The 19,580-nt window shown below is 65.9% G+C and carries 17 protein-coding genes; 11 read left to right on the top strand and 6 right to left on the bottom strand.

Annotated elements, in window-relative coordinates; genetic code table 11:
* Positions 1 to 72: 72 nt before the first annotated feature.
* From I6F24_RS10090 to I6F24_RS10050, 9 genes are all read left to right on the top strand, one after another.
* Positions 73 to 1,695: a peptide chain release factor 3 gene (locus I6F24_RS10090; protein ID WP_036034125.1), complete on the top strand. Its 1,623-nt coding sequence runs from the start codon at positions 73 to 75 to the stop codon at positions 1,693 to 1,695.
* Between the two features lie 57 nt (positions 1,696 to 1,752).
* Entirely contained in the window at positions 1,753 to 2,730 is a 978-nt protein-coding gene (locus I6F24_RS10085; RefSeq protein WP_225149487.1) for an ABC transporter substrate-binding protein, read from the top strand.
* Between the two features lie 76 nt (positions 2,731 to 2,806).
* Positions 2,807 to 3,385: a hypothetical protein gene (locus I6F24_RS10080; protein ID WP_225149488.1), complete on the top strand. Its 579-nt coding sequence runs from the start codon at positions 2,807 to 2,809 to the stop codon at positions 3,383 to 3,385.
* 71 nt (positions 3,386 to 3,456) lie between these two features.
* A complete protein-coding gene (locus tag I6F24_RS10075; protein WP_225149489.1) occupies positions 3,457 to 4,041 on the top strand; it encodes an NnrU family protein in 585 nt (194 codons plus the stop codon).
* 73 nt (positions 4,042 to 4,114) lie between these two features.
* Positions 4,115 to 5,707, top strand: a complete 1,593-nt coding sequence (locus tag I6F24_RS10070) for a class I adenylate-forming enzyme family protein (protein WP_225149490.1) — start codon at positions 4,115 to 4,117, stop codon at positions 5,705 to 5,707.
* A 164-nt stretch (positions 5,708 to 5,871) separates the two neighbouring features.
* The gene (locus I6F24_RS10065; RefSeq protein ID WP_225149491.1) at positions 5,872 to 6,525 is read left to right on the top strand and encodes a tetratricopeptide repeat protein; all 654 of its coding nucleotides are present in this window, start codon (positions 5,872 to 5,874) and stop codon (positions 6,523 to 6,525) included.
* Between the two features lie 31 nt (positions 6,526 to 6,556).
* A complete protein-coding gene (locus tag I6F24_RS10060; protein ID WP_225149492.1) occupies positions 6,557 to 7,093 on the top strand; it encodes a hypothetical protein in 537 nt (178 codons plus the stop codon).
* 50 nt (positions 7,094 to 7,143) lie between these two features.
* Positions 7,144 to 8,526, top strand: coding sequence for a ribosome biogenesis GTPase Der (gene der, locus I6F24_RS10055; RefSeq protein WP_225149493.1), 1,383 nt, complete (start codon positions 7,144 to 7,146; stop codon positions 8,524 to 8,526).
* Positions 8,523 to 9,779, top strand: coding sequence for a TCR/Tet family MFS transporter (locus tag I6F24_RS10050; RefSeq protein ID WP_225149494.1), 1,257 nt, complete (start codon positions 8,523 to 8,525; stop codon positions 9,777 to 9,779). Before der ends, I6F24_RS10050 begins: the two co-directional genes overlap by 4 nt.
* A gap of 139 nt (positions 9,780 to 9,918) precedes the next feature.
* On the opposite strand, the gene I6F24_RS10045 is transcribed toward I6F24_RS10050, so the two are convergent.
* From I6F24_RS10045 to radA, 6 genes are all read right to left on the bottom strand, one after another.
* Positions 9,919 to 11,136, bottom strand: a complete 1,218-nt coding sequence (locus tag I6F24_RS10045; protein WP_225149738.1) for an ABC transporter substrate-binding protein — start codon at positions 11,134 to 11,136, stop codon at positions 9,919 to 9,921.
* Positions 11,137 to 11,417: 281 nt separating this feature from the next.
* Complete coding sequence (locus I6F24_RS10040) at positions 11,418 to 12,158, bottom strand: SDR family NAD(P)-dependent oxidoreductase (RefSeq protein WP_225149495.1); 741 nt, start codon at positions 12,156 to 12,158, stop codon at positions 11,418 to 11,420.
* A gap of 69 nt (positions 12,159 to 12,227) precedes the next feature.
* The gene (locus I6F24_RS37585) at positions 12,228 to 12,356 is read right to left on the bottom strand and encodes a hypothetical protein (protein WP_275945375.1); all 129 of its coding nucleotides are present in this window, start codon (positions 12,354 to 12,356) and stop codon (positions 12,228 to 12,230) included.
* A 15-nt stretch (positions 12,357 to 12,371) separates the two neighbouring features.
* Complete coding sequence (gene purF, locus I6F24_RS10035) at positions 12,372 to 13,895, bottom strand: amidophosphoribosyltransferase (protein WP_036000798.1); 1,524 nt, start codon at positions 13,893 to 13,895, stop codon at positions 12,372 to 12,374.
* A gap of 29 nt (positions 13,896 to 13,924) precedes the next feature.
* Positions 13,925 to 14,554, bottom strand: a complete 630-nt coding sequence (locus tag I6F24_RS10030; protein ID WP_036000794.1) for a CvpA family protein — start codon at positions 14,552 to 14,554, stop codon at positions 13,925 to 13,927.
* A gap of 167 nt (positions 14,555 to 14,721) precedes the next feature.
* Positions 14,722 to 16,167: a DNA repair protein RadA gene (gene radA, locus I6F24_RS10025; protein ID WP_036022683.1), complete on the bottom strand. Its 1,446-nt coding sequence runs from the start codon at positions 16,165 to 16,167 to the stop codon at positions 14,722 to 14,724.
* 226 nt (positions 16,168 to 16,393) lie between these two features.
* On the opposite strand from radA, the gene I6F24_RS10020 reads away from it, so the two are divergent.
* Both I6F24_RS10020 and I6F24_RS10015 read left to right on the top strand, forming a co-directional pair.
* Positions 16,394 to 17,506, top strand: coding sequence for an ABC transporter substrate-binding protein (locus I6F24_RS10020; RefSeq protein WP_036022684.1), 1,113 nt, complete (start codon positions 16,394 to 16,396; stop codon positions 17,504 to 17,506).
* The gene (locus I6F24_RS10015; RefSeq protein WP_074447873.1) at positions 17,506 to 19,575 is read left to right on the top strand and encodes an EAL domain-containing protein; all 2,070 of its coding nucleotides are present in this window, start codon (positions 17,506 to 17,508) and stop codon (positions 19,573 to 19,575) included. The genes I6F24_RS10020 and I6F24_RS10015 overlap by 1 nt, the downstream gene beginning before the upstream one ends.
* Positions 19,576 to 19,580 lie beyond the last annotated feature (5 nt).

Below are 19,580 nucleotides of genomic sequence, written 5' to 3'. Positions count from 1 at the left end.
GCTGGCCGGAAACCTTCGCAATCACCAAATGAGGCTTGATCAGGCCCGTTTTCCCTGCCACACGCTCCCGCCATGTCCGACATCGCCGCCACCACAGCCGAATCGCCGGCCCGTTCCCCGCTTGCCGCCGAGGTGGCGAGGCGGCGGACCTTTGCGATCATCTCCCATCCCGACGCCGGCAAGACCACGCTGACCGAAAAGCTGCTGCTGTTCGGCGGCGCTATCAACCTCGCCGGCCAGGTCAAGGCCAAAGGCGAGCGGCGCAACACGCGTTCGGACTGGATGAAGATCGAGCGCGAACGCGGCATCTCGGTGGTGACCTCGGTGATGACCTTCGAGTTCGAAGGCCTCGTCTTCAACCTGCTGGACACGCCGGGCCACGAGGACTTTTCGGAAGATACCTATCGCACGCTGACGGCGGTCGATTCCGCCGTGATGGTGATCGACGCGGCCAAGGGTATCGAGGCGCGCACCCGAAAGCTGTTCGAGGTGTGCCGTCTGCGCGACATCCCGATCATCACCTTCATCAACAAGATGGACCGCGAGAGTCGCGACGTGTTCGAGCTGCTCGACGAGATCGAGAAGACGCTGGCGCTCGACACCACGCCGATGACCTGGCCGGTCGGCCGCGGCCGCGACTTCCTCGGCACCTATGACGTCGTCAATGGCGGCGTGCGCCTGCTCGAAGGCGGCGGCGCCAAGACCGGCGCGGCGCTCGAGATCGAGATCGAAGAGCTCGCCAAGCTCAACGCCAATCTCGACGTCTCCGCCGTGAAGGACGAGCTCGAGCTCGTCACCGAGGCGTCGAAGCCGTTCGAGCTGGACGCGTTCCGCGAAGGCCACCTGACGCCGGTCTATTTCGGCAGCGCGCTGCGTAATTTCGGCGTCGGCGACCTCCTGGAGGGCCTCGGCAAGTTCGCGCCCGAGCCGCGCGCACAGGACAGCGACCAGCGCAAGGTCGAGGCCACCGATCCGCGCATGAGCGCCTTCGTGTTCAAGATCCAGGCCAACATGGATCCCAACCACCGCGACCGCATCGCGTTTGCGCGCCTGTGTTCGGGCAAGCTCAGCCGCGGCATGAAGGCCAAGCTCGTGCGCACCGGCAAGAGCATGCCGCTGTCGAGCCCGCAATTCTTCTTCGCGCAGGACCGCTCGGTCGCGGACGAAGCCTTCGCCGGCGACGTCGTCGGCATTCCCAACCACGGCACGCTGCGCATCGGCGATACGCTGACCGAGGGCGAGGATTTCAACTTCGTCGGCGTGCCGAGCTTCGCGCCGGAAATCGTCCGCCGTGTCCGTCTCACCGACGCGATGAAGGCGAAGAAGCTGAAGGAAGCGCTGCAGCAGATGTCGGAAGAGGGCGTGGTGCAGGTATTCCGCCCTCGCGACGGCGCCCCGGCGCTGGTCGGCGTGGTCGGCGCGCTGCAGCTCGATGTGCTCAAGGCCCGGCTCGAGGCGGAATATTCGCTGCCGGTCGAGTTCGAGGTCAGCGAGTTCCAGCTGGCGCGCTGGGTCTCCTCGGAGGACCGCAAGAAGCTCGACAGCTTCATCGCCGCCAATAATTCGAGCATTGCCGACGACGTCGACGGCGATCCCGTCTATCTCGCCCGGAACGAGTTCTACCTCGGCTACACCAAGGAGCGTGCCGAGGGTATCGAGTTTAGCAACGTCAAGGACGTCAAGAAAAAGGGGTAATGTTTCCCAGACGTTCTCCGTGATGCAGGACGGCAACGCATAGCGAGGTCGACGGTCATGAGGCGGCGCGAATTCATCATGCTCGCTGCAGGCGCGGCGGCCTATCCGCTGAGCACATCCGCGCAGGGGAATGTGCGGCGGATCGGTGTGTTGGCGGGAGGCAGGTCGAGCGATCCGGAGAGCCAGGCCGGCTACCAGAAACTGAGACAGCGTCTGGGCGAGCTCGGTTGGGAACAGGAGCGCAACATCCATATCGAGTATCGCTGGTGGGCCGGCGATCCGAATGTTGCCGATGCCCAGGCGGCGGAGCTCGTGAAGTGGGGGCCGGATGTGCTTCTGGCAATCGGCACTCCCTCTGTGGAAGCCCTGAGGCGACGCGCGCCGACCTTGCCGATCATCTTCACGGTCGTTGCCGATCCCGTGGGTGCCGGTTTCGTTCAAAGTCTGGGCAAGCCAGGCGGAAATATCACGGGCTTCACGACCTTCGAGCCTGAAATGGCGGGCAAGTGGCTGCAATTGCTCAAGCAGGCGGCACCCGCGATACGGAGGGTTGCCGCAATCTTCAATCCGCGAACGGCGCCCATGATCTTGATGCCGTCCGTGGAAGCGGCCATTCCGGCAGTCCAGCTCCAGCTCGTTCCGGCGCCGGCGCACAACGCCGCCGAGCTCGAACAGGCGATTTCCCGCTTTGCAGAGCAGCCAGACGGCGGGCTGCTGATCTTTCCCGACGCATTTCCACTCGTTCATCGGCAATTGATTCTGAACTTGGCGGCCGCGCATCGTCTGCCGGCGATGTATCCGTTCCCGTCCTTCGTCACGGACGGCGGGCTGATGTCTTACGGAGTCTCGATTACGCAGCTCGTCGGTCGCTCGGCGGATTATGTCGACCGCGTCTTGAGAGGAACCCGTCCCGCAGACTTGCCAGTCCAACAACCGAATGAATTCCAGTTCCTGCTCAATCTCAAGACAGCCAATGCGTTGGGGCTGAATTTACCGCCCACGCTGGTGGCGCAAGCGGATCAGATTGTCGAGTGAAGCGAACCATCGCGGCCAGCCTTGAACCTTTCATAGCCGTCGCCACCTGTTGCAAATGCCATTGCGGTCCCGGTACATGTGGCGCTGCATTCTTGTTCTTGCCTTGCTGGCAATGACCTCGATCGCCGCCGACGCGCAGCGACGCCAGATCAATCCGATTCCGTTCGCGCACGAGCCTTGCAGCGTGCTCGACGGCGAGCCCTGCACGCCATCCTATTGCAGCCCGCTCGAGCCCGGCCCCTGTATTCCCGAGATCGACTACCCTTACGGCCAGAACCTCCAGCTCACGATCGAGAGCGTGCCTGTCGAGGCCGACCGCGCCAAATACCGGAAGCCCGATCACGATCTCGACACGATCGGCGACCTCTTCGCCGCGCTGCGCAGCTGCTGGTCGCCGCCATCGGACCATGCGCGCGCAGGCATGCAGATGTCGGTGCGCTTCAGCTTCAACAAGACCGGCGGCCTGATCGGCCCGCCGCGCCTCACATACGCGACTGCGGGCGTGCCGGCGGACACCCGGACGACCTATCTGAACGCCATCAATGCATCGCTGAAGGCCTGTCTGCCGCTGAAATTGACCAGCGGGCTCGGCGGGGCGTTGGCCGGGCGGCCCATCGCGATCCGTTATGTCGACAATCGGGAGCTCGGCAAATAGCGCGCGAGTTGCGACCATCGGCCGATCGATGATACCTCAGTGGCAGGGGGCTGCTTTGCGGGGAGGATGTCGTGGGTCTGCTGGTCATGATCCTGGGGCTGGTGCTGTTTTTTGCGTCCCATATTTTCACAACCAAACGAGAAGCGCGCGCGCAGGCGATCGCGAGGCTGGGCGAGGGGACCTACAAGCTCCTTTATTCGGCGGTCTCACTGGCGGGATTGGTGCTGATCATCTGGGGCTATGCCCATTACCGCAGCTCCGGCTGGATCGACGTCTGGTATCCGCCGAAGGCGATGAAGCACATCGCGTTGGCCTTGATGCTGCCTGCAGTCATCCTCGTGGTGGCGTCCTACATGCGTGGCCGCATCTATGCGACGTTGAAGCATCCGATGCTGGCCGGCATCAAGCTGTGGGCGGCGGCGCATCTGCTCGCCAATGGCGATCTCGGCTCCATCATCCTGTTCGGCTCGTTCCTCGCCTGGGCGGTCTATGACCGCATCTCGCTGAAAGCTCGCACCGACGCCGGCGCCCCGCCGATTCCGGTCGGCGGCCCCACCAACGATCTGATCGCGGTCGCGGTCGGCGTGGTCGCCTATCTGGCCCTGGCCTTCGCGTTTCATCCGGTGGTGATCGGCGTGCCCGTGATCGGGGTCTAGCCGATCAGCGCAAGACGGGGCTCGCCTGACCGTGCGGGGAAGATAACGAGAGCAACAAGCCGAGGGCATCCCCATGGACTGGTCGCAATCTCAGATCCCGCCGATGCGGCTCGAGTCGCGTTTTGGCGAGCGGGTGGTGCCGGCGTTTTGCGATCGGCCATCGAGCCTCTGGGCGATGATCGCGGAGGCGCGCGGCCGCAATGCCGATGGCGAAGCGTTGATCTGCGGCAATGTCCGGCTGAGCTGGCGGCAGGCAGCGGAGCAGGCGGCGCGGATCGCTGCGGGGTTGCGTAAGCTAGGATTGCAGCGCGGCGATCGCCTCGCCATCCTGCTCGGCAACCGCATCGAATTTCCGCTGCTGCTGTTTGCCGCCGCGCATGAGGGGCTCGTCACCGTGCTGCTCAGTACGCGCCAGCAGAAGCCTGAAATCGCCTATGTGCTCGCCGATTGCGGCGCGAAGATCCTGATCCACGAGGCCTCGCTCGCTGAGCGCCTGCCCGACGCAAAGGACGTGCCCGATCTGATCCATCGCATTGCCATCGACGACGAGCCCGCCCGCTCGCATTTCTCTTCGCTCGCCGAAAACGCTCCGGCATCGGCACCGATCGAGGTGAGCGAAGAGGACACCGCGATGATCCTCTACACCTCCGGCACCACGGGCAAGCCGAAGGGCGCGATGCTGGCCCATTGCAACATCGTCCATTCCTCGATGGTGTTCGTATCCTGCCTGCAATTGACGGAAGCCGATCGCTCGATCGCAGCGGTGCCGCTCGGCCATGTCACCGGCGTCGTCGCCAACATTACGACCATGATCCGCTGCGGCGGGACGCTGATCATCATGCCCGAGTTCAAGGCCGCCCATTACCTCAAGCTCGCCTCGCGCGAGCGCGTCACCTACACGGTGATGGTGCCGGCGATGTACAATCTCTGCCTGCTCCAGCCCGATTTCGACGGCTATGATCTCTCGAGCTGGCGCATCGGCGGTTTCGGCGGCGCGCCGATGCCGGTCGCCACCATCGAGAAGCTCAAGGCGAAGATTCCCGGCCTGAAGCTGATGAACTGCTACGGCGCGACCGAGACGACCTCGCCCTCGACCATCATGCCGGGCGAGCTGACCGAGCGCCATATCGACAGCGTCGGTCTGCCGTGTCCCGGCGCGCGCATCGCTGTGATGGGCCCGGACGGGCGCGAGCTGCCTCCCGGCGAGATCGGCGAGCTCTGGATCCAGAGCGCCTCCGTGATCAAGGGCTACTGGAATAACCCGAAGGCCACCGCCGAAAGCTTTACGGGCGGATTCTGGCATTCCGGCGATCTCGGCTCGGTCGATGCGGAAGGCTTCGTTCGCGTGTTCGACCGGCAGAAGGACATGATCAATCGCGGCGGCCTGAAGATCTATTCGGCCGAGGTCGAATCCGTGCTGGCCGGCCATCCCGCCGTGGTCGAGAGCGCGATCATTTCCAGGCCTTGCCCGGTGCTGGGTGAGCGCGTCCACGCCGTGGTGGTGACGCGACAGCCGGTAACCGATACGGACCTGCGCGCCTGGTGCGCCGAGCGCCTGTCCGACTACAAGATTCCCGAAACCATGGCGATCACGGCAGACCCGCTGCCGCGCAACGCCAATGGCAAGGTGCTGAAGCGCCAGCTGCGGGAGCTGCTGGGAGCTTGAGCCGGGCAGGGGCATCCGGGATGTCCCGGGTGGTTAACGCCTTGATCGGGCTCGCTTTGCCTTGCCACCGCCATATCGTTAGGCTACCTCGCCGCCACACGGGGACGGATTCCTGACGCGAACGCTTTGGCGCGCGCACCCGGACGGGCATGGGATTGGCATAAGTGTCTGAATTATTTGACGAAGTCAACGAGGAAGTACGTCGCGAACAGTTCAAGAAGCTGTGGGACAAGTATTCGATCTACTTCATCGCGCTGATGGTGCTGATCGTCGCCGGCGCAGGTGGCTGGCAGGGTTATAGGTACCTGGAGGCCAAGAAGGCCGCCGAGGCGGGCGCCGCTTTCGAGAAGGCCGCCGAGCTGTCCGAGCAGGGCAAGCACGAGGACGCCGAGAAGGCCTTCACCGAGCTCGCCGCGAAGGCGCCGTCCGGCTATCGCACCCTGGCGCGGCTGCGTGCTGCGGCGGAGGCCGCGAGCCGCGATCCCAAGGCGGCCGCGAAGATGTATGACGACATCGCCGCCGACCGCAGCATTGGCGGCGAGTGGCAGGATCTGGCCAAGATCCGCGCCGCGGGGCTCCTGCTCGACAGCGCCGGCTATGCCGACATCCAGCAGCGGCTGGAAGCTTCCGCCGCGCCGAAATCGACCTTCCGCCACACCGCCCGCGAGATGCTGGCGCTGTCGGCCTGGCGTAACAACGACATGACTGCAGCCCGCAAATGGCTCGAGGCGATTGACGGAGACGGCGAAACGCCGCCCGGCCTGCGCTCTCGCGCCGAGGCGCTCCAGGCTTTGTTGCCACCCGTCGCCAAAAGCTGACGACGGTTCTCTGACGTAACGAGACACCAAGATGCGCCGCACGCCACGCTTGATCGCAGCCGCCGTCCTGATCGCCTTCACCGGCGTCCTGGGCGGCTGCTCCAGCTTCGATCCGAGCGACCTGCTCGACTTCCTCGACACCAAGAAGAAGCTGCCGGGCGACCGCAAGCCGGTCTTCCCCGAGGGCGTGCCGGGGCTCGAGCAGGGCGTGCCGAGGGACCTGTACAAAGGCGCACAGCAGCAGCAGCCCGATCCCAACGCACCCGCCGTCGCGGCCCTGCCTGCCGAGCCGGAGCCGGCCAAGCCGGCAAAGGGGGCCAAGGCAAAGAATACCAAGCAGTCCGCCGCGCCGGCCGAGGCACCCGTCGGCGAGGTCGACGGCGAGGCGCAGCCGGAGGCAGCGCCGGCGACGTCCGCTCCGCCGCCCAAGCACAAGATCGTCCGCAGGCGCACCACCGCGCCGCCGCCAGATCAGCCGGCCCAGCAGGTGCAGCCGACCCAGCCCCCGCAGCAGCAATCGCAGAGCGCCTTCCCGGCACCGCTGCCGAGCGGCAGCTTCTCGCGCTGATATTTCCCGTTGCATTGACAGGCGCAGCCTCGGCAGCGCACGAATGACCGATGTCCTTCACGATCGCCATCATCGGCCGGCCCAATGTCGGCAAGTCGACGCTGTTCAACCGCCTGGTTGGGCAGAAGCTCGCGCTGGTCGATGACCTGCCGGGCGTCACCCGCGACCGCCGCGAAGGCGAGGCCAGGCTCGGTGATCTCCGCTTCACCATCATCGATACCGCCGGCCTCGACGAGGGCGCCAAGGGCTCGCTGACCGCGCGCATGCAGGAGCAGACCGAGACCGCGATCGCGCAGGCCGACGCGCTGTTCTTCGTGGTCGACGCCCGCATCGGCCTGACGCCAACCGATCGCGCCTTCGCCGATTTCGCCCGCAAGGCCGACAAGCCGGTGCTGCTGGTCGCCAACAAGAGCGAGGGCAAGCACGGCGATGCCGGCGCAATGGAAGCATTCGCGCTCGGCCTCGGCGATCCCATCCAGATCTCGGCCGAGCACGGCGAGGGCATGGGCGAGCTCTACGATGCGCTGGCCAAGCTGATGCCCGAACCCGTCGAAGAAGACGACGATGAGGACGACGCGCCGATCTCCGAGGAAGAGGCGGCCACGCGCCCGATTCGGGTCGCGATCGTCGGCCGGCCCAATGCCGGCAAGTCGACGCTGATCAACCATCTGCTCGGCGAGGAGCGCCTGCTGACCAGCCCGGAGGCCGGCACCACGCGCGATTCCATCGCAGTCGAGATCAACTGGAAGGGCCGCGATTTCCGCGTCTTCGACACCGCGGGCCTGCGCCGGCGCTCGCGCATCGAGGAGAAGCTGGAAAAGCTGTCGGTTGCGGACGCACTGCGCGCGGTGCGCTTTGCCGAGGTCGTCGTGCTGATGATGGATTCGCAGAACCGCTTCGAGGAGCAGGACCTGCGCATTGCCGACCTGATCGAGCGCGAGGGACGGGCGGTCGTGCTCGCCGTCAACAAATGGGATCTGATGGAGACCAAGGGCGGCGGCGCGATCTCCGGCCTGCGCCGCGATGCCGACCATTGGCTGCCGCAGCTCAAGGGCGTGCCCATCGTCGCCGTCTCGGGCTTGATGGGCGAGGGCATCGATCGCCTGATGCAGGCGATCCAGGACGCCTATGCGATCTGGAACAGGCGCGTGCCTACCTCGGCGCTCAATCGCTGGTTCGAGCAGGCGATCCAGGCCAACCCGCCGCCGGCGGTCTCCGGCCGCAGGCTGAAGCTGAACTACATCACCCAGACCAAGGCCCGGCCGCCGAGCTTCGTGTTGTTCTGCTCGCGTGCCGACGCCGTGCCGCAATCCTACTTGCGCTATCTCACCAATTCCATGCGCGAGACCTTCGAGCTGCCTGGCACGCCGGTGCGCATCACGCTGCGCGAGAAGGCCAATCCCTTCGCGCACAAGCGCAAGCGGCCATCGTGAGCGACGGTGCCGGCGAGGCGGTGGTGCAGGACGCAGCGCCGGCCCCGCGCGGCGCGGTCGCCTTCATCTTCGTCACCATCCTGCTCGACATGGTCGCGCTCGGCGTGATCATGCCGGTCCTGCCGAAGCTGATCGAAAGCTTCGTCGACAACGACACCGCACATGCCGCGCGCATTTTCGGCCTGTTCGGCACCGCCTGGGCCTTGATGCAGTTCGTGTTCTCGCCGGTGCTTGGTGCGCTGTCCGATCGTTTCGGACGCCGGCCGGTGGTGCTGCTGTCGAATTTCGGGCTCGCAGCCGATTACGTCTTGATGGCGCTGGCGCCGTCGCTTGCGTGGCTGTTCATCGGCCGCGTGATCTCCGGCATCACCTCGGCGAGCATCTCGACCGCCTTCGCCTATATCGCCGACATCACGCCGCCGGAACGCCGTGCGGCGGTCTTCGGCCGGATCGGTGCGGCCTTTGGCGCCGGCTTCATCTTGGGGCCAGCGCTCGGCGGCCTGCTCGGCGACATCGATCCGCGCCTGCCGTTTTGGGCCGCGGCGGCCCTGAGCTTCGCCAACGCGCTCTATGGCCTGTTCGTGCTGCCGGAGTCGCTGGCGCCCGACAAGCGCGCGCCGCTGCGCTGGCGCAGCGCCAGTCCTCTCGGGGCGCTGCATCTGCTGCGCTCCGACGCGCTGCTTGCCGCGTTGTCGATCGTCAACTTCATCGCGCAGGTCGCCCATGTCGTGCTGCCCTCGACCTTCGTGCTCTACGCGACCTATCGCTACGGCTGGGATGCCAAGACGGTGGGCTTGACGCTCGCCATGGTCGGCATCTGCGCCATGGTGGTGCAGGGCTTTGCGATCGGCCCCATCGTGCATGCGCTCGGCGAGCGCAACGCGCTCCTGCTCGGCCTCTGCTGTGGCGCGATCGGATTCGTGGTCCTCGGCGCTGCGCCGACCGGACCGCTATCCTGGCTCGGGATTCCCATTCTGGCGCTGTGGGGCATCTCTGGTGCCGCCTCGCAAGCGCTGATGACGCGGCTCGTCGCGCCGGATCAGCAGGGCCAGCTGCAGGGCGCAACCGCGAGCGTGCAGAGCGTGTCGCAGCTCGTCGGCCCGTTCCTATTCACGCTGACATTTTCCTATTTCATCGGCGCCAGCGCGCCGCTGCATCTGCCCGGCGCCCCGTTCCTGCTCGCCGCGGTGCTGATGGTGGTGTGCGTTGCGATCGCGGTGCGGTCGCTCGGCGGGACGAGGACAGTCTCGTAGGGTGGGTTAGCCTCGCGGTTCGCGCGAAGCGCAAACCGCAAGGCGTAACCCACCTCTTTCATTTCCGCGGAGGCGGAAGAGGTGGGTTACGCCAGCGGACTGCGCTTTGCGCAGCCGCATGCTATCCCACCCTACGATCCTACTTCTTCACCAGCGGGCAGTCGCTGTCCTTGAGCGGCTTGGCCGCATCTTCCGGCGCGATGGTGGCGACCAGCTTGTAATAGTCCCACGGCCCCTTCGACTCCTCGGGCTTCTTCACCTCGAACAGATAGGCGGGGATGAGGCGGCGTCCGTCCTGGCGCAGCGGGCCCTTGCCGAACAGCGGATCGTCGGTCGGCAGCTCCTTCATCTTGGCGACGACCTTGGCGCCGTCACGCGGATTGCTGCCGAGCGCTTCCATCGCCTTCAGGTAATGCAGAATCTCGGCGTAGAGGCCCGCAACCGTCATCGAGGGCATCGAGCCCTTGGGCGAGACCTTCTGGAAACGCTTCGACCATTCGCGGGTCTGGTCGTTGAGGTCCCAGTAGAACGACTCGGTGAAGGTCAGGCCCTGCGCGGTCTTCAGGCCGAGCGAGTGCACGTCGTTGATGAACAGCAGCAGCGCGGCGAGCTTCTGGCCGCCCTGGACGATGCCAAACTCGGCGGCCTGCTTGATCGCGTTGGTGGTGTCGCCGCCCGCATTGGCAAGGCCGATGATCTTGGCCTTGGAGGACTGCGCTTGCAGCAGGAAGGAGGAGAAGTCGGCCGTGTTCAGCGGATGCTTGACGCCGCCGAGCACCTTGCCGCCGGTCGCCGTGACGACCGCGCCGGTATCACGCTCCAGCGCATGGCCGAAGGCATAATCCGCGGTGAGGAAGAACCAGCTGTCGCCGCCCGCCTTGGTCAGCGCCTTGCCGGTGCCGTTGGCGAGCATGTAGGTGTCGTAGGTGAAGGACACGGTGTTGGGCGTGCAGGCCTTGCCGGTGAGGTCGGCGGTGGCCGCACCCGAATTGAGCAGCACCGCATTCTTTTCCCTGACGAGGTTGCTCACCGCGAGCGCGACGCCGGAGCTCGGCGTGTCGGCGATGGCGTCGACCTTGTCGGCGTCGATCCATTGCCGGGCGATGTTGACGCCGATGTCGGGCTTGTTCTGGTGATCGCCGGAGAGCACCTCGATGGTCCAGCCCTTGGCCTTCAGGCCGGAATCCTCGACCGCCATCTTCACTGCCGCCACCGAGTTCGGGCCGCCGATGTCGGCATAGAGGCTCGACATGTCGTTGAGCACGCCGATCTTGATGGTCTTGTCTTGCGCGAAGGCGGATGTGGCAAAGCCGAAAGCGGCACAGGCCAGAAGAGCCGCGGCGCGGCGTGCGGGCATCGTCATAAAGGCTTCCTCCATTGTCAAATATGCGGACGGCTCTCTTCGGGAGCCTTATTCCAATTGACGCTCTACCGTGTCCCATGACCGACGGCAATGCACCTAAAGCCGGATGACGCTGCGTCGTAGCGTCATCCATCGGTTAACTTTTGGGCAAAATGCGTTGAGACGCTATTTCAGCGCGTTCGATGTCGGCTTGAAATTCTAAATGTGCTTTCCGGTATCGAACTCGGCGGTACGGACATTACCGCCGGCATGACGTCCAAGGCGTCGGAGGGCAATCAGGCCGGCGCGCGGAAGCTCATCAGGGTGCGGGTCTTGTAATCGTAGAATTTGCCGGTCTCGGTCCAGTCGGGCGCGCACAGCGGCACGATGAATTCTGCGACCTGCTCGGGCGTGTCGAGCGTCGCCGGATCCTCGCCGGGCATCAGGGTGGCCCGCATGCGGGTGCGCACCGGGCCCGGATTGAACAGGTTGACGCGCAGCTTCGTGTTTGCGGTTTCCTGCGCCCAGGCACGTGCCAGCGTCTCCAGTGCGGCCTTGGAGGCCGCGTAGGGGCTGACGTAAGCGGTGGCCTTGTTGGCGGCACCCGAGGTGATGAACACGGCGCGGCCCGCATCGGATTGCCTGAGCAGCGGTTCCATGCAGCGGATCAGCTGGAAGTTCGCGGAAACGTTCACCGCGATCACGTCGTTGAAGGTCTTCAGCTCGATATGGCCGATCGGCGAGGAGGGACCGAGCACGCCGGCGTTGCCGACCAGGATGTCGAGCTTGCCGTAGCGCTCGTGCAGGCCGGCGCCGAGACGCGCGATGCCGTCGGAATCGGTGAGGTTGAGCGGCACCAGGGTGGCACTGCCACCCTCTTTCCGGATCTCGTCGTCGAGCTCCTCGAGCCCTCCTTGCGTACGCGCCGTCGCAACGATGTGCGCGCCGGCTTTGGCCAGTGCGATTGCGGTGGCATAGCCGATGCCGCGCGAGGCGCCGGTGACGAGAGCGATGCGGTCAGCGAGGGGCTTTGTCATGGTGGGGTTTTACAGCCGTGGACGGCTGGGACAAGGCCGGCCGTGACGGAATTTTGCCCCGCGGCCGCCTTACTGAATGTTGTTGCTGTTGGGTCCATTTCCCGAGCTATCAGGCGTCACCTTCAGGCCTTGCCTGAAGGCGAAGACAATGAAGCCGATCAACACCAGTCCGCAGACTATGGCGATGGCAACCTGCATCGTCGCGGCCTCGCGTCAGCTCGCCTCCGCCAGCAGCGACAATTGCCGCGGCTGCGGCTCGGTCTGGGTCTGGTCGGTGAGGTGGGTCGGATAGACGCCGGTGAAGCAGTGATCCGCAAACTTCGGATTGGCGGGGTCGCGGCCCGGCTCGCCCATGGCGCGGTACATGCCGTCGATCGACAGGAAGGCGAGCGAGTCGGCGCCGATGAGCTCGCGCATCTCCTCCAGCGTATGCGTCGCCGCCAGGAGGCCGCCGCGGTCGGGCAGGTCGATGCCGTAATAATCGGGATAGAGGATGGGGGGCGAAGCGAGGCGGAAGTGCACTTCCTTGGCACCGGCATCGCGCATCATGCGCACGATCTTCTTGGAGGTGGTGCCGCGCACCAGCGAGTCGTCGATCAGGATGATGCGCTTGCCTTCGATCGCGGCACGGTTGGCCGAGTGCTTCATGCGCACGCCGGATTCGCGGATCGCCTGCGTCGGCTGGATGAAGGTGCGGCCGACATAATGGTTACGGATGATGCCGAGCTCGAACGGCACGCCGGAATACTGGCTGTAGCCGACCGCGGCCGGCACGCCGGAATCCGGCACCGGCACCACGACGTCGACCGGAACGTGGCTCTCGCGCGCGAGCTGCGCGCCGAAATTCTTGCGCACCTCGTAGACCGAGCGGCCGTGCACGATGGAATCCGGCCGCGAGAAGTAGATGTATTCGAAGATGCAGGGGCGCGGCGCCATCGGCGGGAACGGCTTGTGGATGTCCTGGCCGTTCTCGTCGAACACGATGACTTCGCCGGGCTCGATGTCGCGCACGAAGCGGGCGCCGATGATGTCGAGGGCGCAAGTCTCCGAGGTCAGGATCGGACAGCCGTCGAGTTCGCCGAGCACCAGCGGGCGGATGCCGCGCGGATCGCGCGCGCCGACCAGCTTCTTGTTGGTCAGCGAGACCAGCGCATAGGCGCCCTCGATCTCGCGCAGCGCGTCGATGTAGCGCTCGATGAAGCGGACGCGCTTGGAGCGCGCCACCAGGTGCAGGATCACCTCGGTGTCGGAGGTCGATTGCATCATCGCGCCGTTCTTGACGAGCTCGCGGCGCAACGTCAGGCCGTTGGAGAGGTTGCCGTTGTGAGCGACCGCGAGACCGCCGGCATTGAGCTCGGCGAACAGCGGCTGCACGTTGCGCAGGATGGTCGCGCCGGTCGTGGCGTAGCGGACATGGCCGACCGCGACATTGCCGGGCAGGCGGTCGATCACCTCGCGGCGGGAGAAGGTGTCGCCGACGAGGCCGAGGCGGCGTTCGGAGTGGAAGCGGCTGCCGTCGTAGGAGACGATGCCGGCGGCCTCCTGGCCGCGGTGCTGGAGCGCGTGAAGGCCGAGCGCGGTGATGGCGGCCGCATCAGGGTGGCCGTAGATGCCGAAGACGCCGCATTCCTCGCGCAGCGTATCGCCTTCCAGATCGTCCTGAAGCTCAAGCGCCGCCGGGCCTGGACCGGCGTTTGGATCGAGATCAAGCAGGGCGTCCTGGTCAGGGTGTCGCATCTCGTTCTCGCCTCTCTTTTGGGGCCCTATCAACGCGCCGCAGGTTTCTCGATCAGCTTTTTCATGCCGTCACGAGCCGACTTACTGTACCCGTCGCCACTGCCCGAAGGCTGCTGCTCGGATTCAGCTTGATCATCATCTGGTTTGTTTTTCTTGAATCTCTTCAAGATGGTGTTCTCGGGGTCGTCAGGCAAGAGGGCCATCAGCCAATCGCCGGTTCCCTGCAGCACGACGCGGGACTTGGCCCCGCTGACCCAGTCGGGGCGCTGCTTGTCCGGCACCAGCCAGGTGAAGAACAGGAACGCGACCACGACGATCAAAAGCCCGCGAGCCAGCCCAAACAGGAAGCCGAGGGTCCGATCCAGCGCGCCGATCCGCGAATCCAGGATCATGTCGGAGATCCGGACCGTGATGACGGAGACCACGACCAGGGTGCCGATGAACACGCCGGCCACGACGACGACGCTCGCCACCGTGTCGTTGTTGAAATAGGTCTTGGCGGTCGGCAGCAGCTTCGAGAACGAATACAGCGTCACGATCGCCGCGGCACCCCAGGCCGCGATCGACAGGATTTCGCGCATGAAGCCGCGAACCATCGCGAGCAGGCCCGAGATCAGCATCACACCGAGCAGGATCAGGTCGAGGATGGTTACTGGCATCGGCTGGTCTGGTCCGCTCGTACTTCAAAGGTGCTCTAGCGAATCGGTGCTTGGCCGCTGCCCTAAAAGAAGGGCGGACGGCGTTCCCGGCAAGGCCGCAACCACGCAATCCCATGCTGCTTTTGTGACGGCTGTATAGCGGCGGAGGCCTCCGGCGTCACCTCCACCTAACCCTCTCCGCGGCGGAATCTGGCCGGTGTGGCATTTTTCTCTGGCTGTGCACCGGATTCGCCCCGGCGGGAGCCCCGCGCTGCGATCTCGGCCACCAATGTCGTCAGGCTGTTCACCGCGTTCAGGGACAGTCCGGCATCGCCGCCCGCATCGCCCCGTGCCGATTCGGGCAGCACGGCGCGCTGGAAGCCGAGCTTTGCCGCTTCCTTGAGCCGGGCCGGGGTCTGCGCCACCGGGCGCACCACGCCCGACAGCGAGATTTCGCCGAAATAGACGGCATCGGTGGGTAACTGCGCATTAACCAGCGACGACACCAGGGCCGCGGCGGCGGCGAGGTCGGCCGCGGGCTCGTGGATGCGAAGGCCGCCGGCAACGTTCAGATAGACGTCGTGGCCGGACAGCTTGACCCCGCAATGGGCCTCCAGCACCGCCAGCACCATTGAGAGCCGGCTCGGATCCCAGCCAACCACGGCCCGGCGCGGGGTGCCGAGCGAGGTCGGGGCCACCAGTGCCTGCAATTCGACCAGCACGGGCCTCGTGCCCTCGATGCCGGCAAAGACCGCGGTACCGGGCGTGCCGAGGTCGCGCTCCGACAGGAACAGCTCGGACGGGTTGGTGACCTCGCGCAGGCCGAGGCCCGTCATCTCGAACACGCCGATCTCGTCGGTCGGTCCGAAGCGGTTCTTCACCGCGCGCAGGATGCGGAATTGCTGCGAGCCTTCGCCCTCGAACGACATCACCGCATCGACCATGTGCTCGACCACGCGGGGGCCGGCGATCTGGCCGTCCTTGGTGACGTGGCCGACCAGGATGATGGCGGCCCCGGTCTTTTTGGCGAAGCGGATCAGCGCCTGCGCCGAGGCGCGCACCTGCGTCACCGTGCCGGGTGCGGATTCCACCGTGTCGGTCCACATGGTCTGGATCGAGTCGATCACGATCAGCCGGGGCACCGCGCCCTCCGACAGCGTCGAGACGATGTCCTCGACCGAGGTCTCGGCCGCGAGCTGCACCGGCGCGTCCGACAGCCCGAGCCGCTCGGCGCGCAGGCGCACCTGGGCGACCGCCTCTTCGCCGGAGATGTAGACGACGCGGTGGCCGGCGCGCGCGAGCAGGCTGGTCGCTTGCGTCAGCAGCGTCGACTTGCCGATGCCGGGATCGCCGCCGACCAGCAGCACCGAGCCGCGCACGAAGCCGCCGCCGGTGACGCGGTCGAGCTCGGTCATCCCCGAGGACAGGCGCGGCGCATCCGGGCTCTTTCCGGCGAGACTCTCCAGCGCGAAGGTTCTTCCCTTGCGCTTGGAGCGGATCGACACCGGCACGCTTCCGCTGGTGTCTTCTTCCGCCAGCGTATTCCACTCGCCGCAGGACTCGCACTTGCCCTGCCAGCGGTTATAGGCCGCGCCGCAGTTCTGGCAGACGAAGGACAGTGTGGATTTGGCCATGGGGAGCGCGAGTCGCGGGTTTCAGATGTGCTGATAGCACGGATTGGCAGGCCGATCGCCGGCGCTTCGAGTATCTCAATTCGGCACGGGAGATATACCTTTCGTTAGCCCTGCGCCGCTGTGCCCGGTGCGATTTTGCCAATTCTTAGCGGACGTGGGTCCAATCTCGGAACCAATGGGGGCGGCGAAATTGACGAGATTCCTGCGAATATTGCTCGCGGCGGGCATGGCCTGCGGCGTCTTCGGGTCCGTTGGCGGTAGCATCGCCAGGCCCCTCAACATCGTCTTCGTCAATCCCGGCAAGTCCGGCGAGGTTTATTGGGACATGGTCGCGCAGACCATGCAGGCCGCCGGCCGCAAGCTCGATGCCCATGTCGAGGTGCTGACCAGCGAGCGGAACCACCGCACCATGCAGGAGCTCGGCTTCGGCGTGGTGGTCCGTCCCGACAAGCCCGACTTCCTCATCCTGTCGAACGAGGAATCCGCCGCCGTTCCCATCCTGGAGGCGGCCGAAGCCGCGGGCGTCAAGACGCTGCTGCTTTCGAACACGCTGATCGGCGAGGACGCGGTGCGCCTTGGACCGCCCAGGCAAAAGCTCAAGACCTGGCTCGGCGACATCACGACCGATCTTCAGACCGCGGGCGCGCGGATGGCCAATGCGCTGATCACGGCGGCGCGTGCCGAGAAATGGCAGAGCGCGGACGGCAAGATCCACATTCTCGGCATCGGTGGCGACGAGACCACGCCCGCCTCGATCGCCCGCAACGCCGGCCTCACGCTCGCGGTGGATGCTGCGTCCGACGTCGTGGTGGACCGCATGCTGTTCGCCAACTGGACGAAGTCCGAGGCCGAGCGGGTCACGGCAAATTACCTGAGCTGGGCCGCGCGCAAGCAGATCCGGCCCGCCGGGATCTGGGCCGGAAACGATCCGATGGCGCTCGGCGCGCTGCGCGCGACGATCGCCGCCGGCCTCGTGCCCGGCGAGAACATCCAGGTGGTCGGCCTCAACTGGTCGGAGGATGCGCTGCGCGAGATCAAGGCGGGCCGCATGCTCCTGACCGATGGCGGGCATTTCCTGCTCGGCGGCTGGTCCGTCGTTCTCCTGCGCGATTATGCCGATGGCTGCGATTTTGCTGCCGTCTCGCCCCGCGTCGAGGTCAAGACGTCGGCGATCACGCGCGACAATCTCGCTTCGGTCGCCGACCTCATCAAGACCCGTGCGTTCGACCGGATCGACTTCGCGCGGTTCCGGGCGAAGGCCTGGCGCTGCGGTCAATATGACTTTTCCCTCGATGCGCTCATCTCGTCGCTGCCGGTCGCCGAAGGCGTTGCCGACTGATGCGCAAGGATGAGGCGATGACCGAGCCGGATCGCAACGAGCAGGCAGCGCCGCCGCGCTTGCGCTCGGTCGTCCACGCGATGATCTGGGCCACCGTGCCCGTTCTGCTGCTGGTGCAATTGCTCGCCTCCGCCGGCGTCGAGGCATCGAGCTTCTGGTCGCAGCTCAGGCAACTCGACGCCCGCATGGCCCGCGTCGCCGAGAGCCGGGCCGAGCTGATCGCCGAGCCGCTCTGGAAGATGCGCTACGACCAGGTCACGGGCGTGCTCAACGAGATCATGCACGACGAGACCATTGCGGCGGCGGCCGTCTATGACGATACCGGCGCTGCGATCGCCCGCGTGGTCGCGCGCCCCCAAGGCCAGTCGGTCGCCGAAGTCTCGCACCCGATACACTACAGCAACGGCAATATGGCCGTTCAGGCCGGCCGCATCGCCATCGCCTATTCGCGTGCGACGCTGTACGCGGATGCGGGCAGCCGCCTGCTGCTGATGCTCGTCGTCGGGCTGCTGGCAACGTTCGCGACCCTGATCGCCATGCGCATCTCCGCCAACATCTTCATCGGCCGGCCGCTCGCGGCCATGATGTCGGCGATCCAGCGCAGCAAGCAGGACGGCCGGGCCTATCCGGCCGATGTCACGTCCTCGAACGAATTCGGGCAGCTCGCGCGCGCTTTCAACGCCATGCAGCACACGACGTCCGGCGCGCTGGACCGGCTCGGGCACATGGCGACGCACGATCCGCTCACCGGGCTGCCGAACCGGCGCTCCCTGACCGAGCGCCTCGCCGTGACGAGCCAGAATGGAGGCGCGCCGGATACGCTGGTCGCGTTCTGCTTCATCGATCTCGACGACTTCAAGGGCATCAACGACACCTTCGGTCACGAGGCCGGCGATGCGTTCCTGGTCCAGATTTCGCAGCGCCTTCGTCGCGCGGTCGAAGCCGAGGACTGGGTCGCAAGGCTCGGCGGCGACGAGTTCGTCGTCATTCGCCCCGAGGTGAGCGACGAGCGGGCCGCGCACGCATTCGCTCAACGCGTGCTCGATGCCATTTCCGAGCCGATCCGCCTCCATGACAAGCAGGTGGTGCCGCGCGCCAGCATCGGCCTTGCCGTGCGCCACGCCGACGATCCGGAACTGTCGCATCTGCCGACGCTCGCCGACATCGCGCTCTATCACGCCAAGAGCAAGGCGCCCGGCACGGTCGCCGTGCTGGACGAAGCGCTTCAGCGCGACTATCGCCGCCGCAGGGATCTCGAGCTCGCAATTCCCACCGGCTTCGCCGAGGGCCAATTCGAGGTCTGGTACCAGAGCCAGGTCGATCTCGATAGCCACGAGGTCGTCGGTCTGGAAGCGCTGATCCGCTGGCGCCATCCCGAGCACGGCGTGATCGGCCCCGGCGAATTCCTGCCGCTGATCGAGCGCAGCGGGAACAATGCGCGGCTGACCCGCTACGTGCTGACCGATGCCTGCCGGGCCTTGCAGCAATTGGCCGCTGCGGGCAGGCCGCAGCTGCGGATCGCGATCAATCTGCCGCCGTCCGAGCTTGCCGACCACTCGCTCGCCGCCGAGCTGCGCGCGACCTGTGCGCGCTTCGGTGTCGCGGCATCGATGCTCGAGCTCGAGATCACGGAAGGGTCGCTGATCAACAACATCGCCAGCGCCTCCGAAACGCTGCATCGCCTGCGGCGCCTGGGAGCCACGATCGCGCTCGACGATTTCGGCACGGGCTACTCTTCGCTCGCCCATCTGCGCCGGTTTCCGCTCGACAAGGTGAAGATCGACAAGGCGTTCATCAGCGAGATCCCCGACAGCGCCGAGGACAAGGCCATTGTCGGCGTCATCGCCTCGCTCGCCGCCACGCTGGGACTGACATTGGTCGCCGAAGGCATCGAGCGCGCCGAGCAGGCGGAGGCCATGCGCGAGATCGGAGTGCGGCTCGGGCAGGGGTTCCTCTATCAGCGGCCGCAGCCACTCGAGGCCGTGCTGCAATGGCTCGACGGGCAGCCGGCCGTGGCGAGCCGCGTCGTCTCTGACAGCCCATCGATCACCTCCGAATTCGCCGTCTGAGTTGC

The organism is Bradyrhizobium sp. BRP23 (assembly GCF_020194135.1).
GTDB lineage: Bacteria > Pseudomonadota > Alphaproteobacteria > Rhizobiales > Xanthobacteraceae > Bradyrhizobium > Bradyrhizobium yuanmingense.
This window is presented reverse-complemented; position numbering and strand designations above follow the sequence as displayed.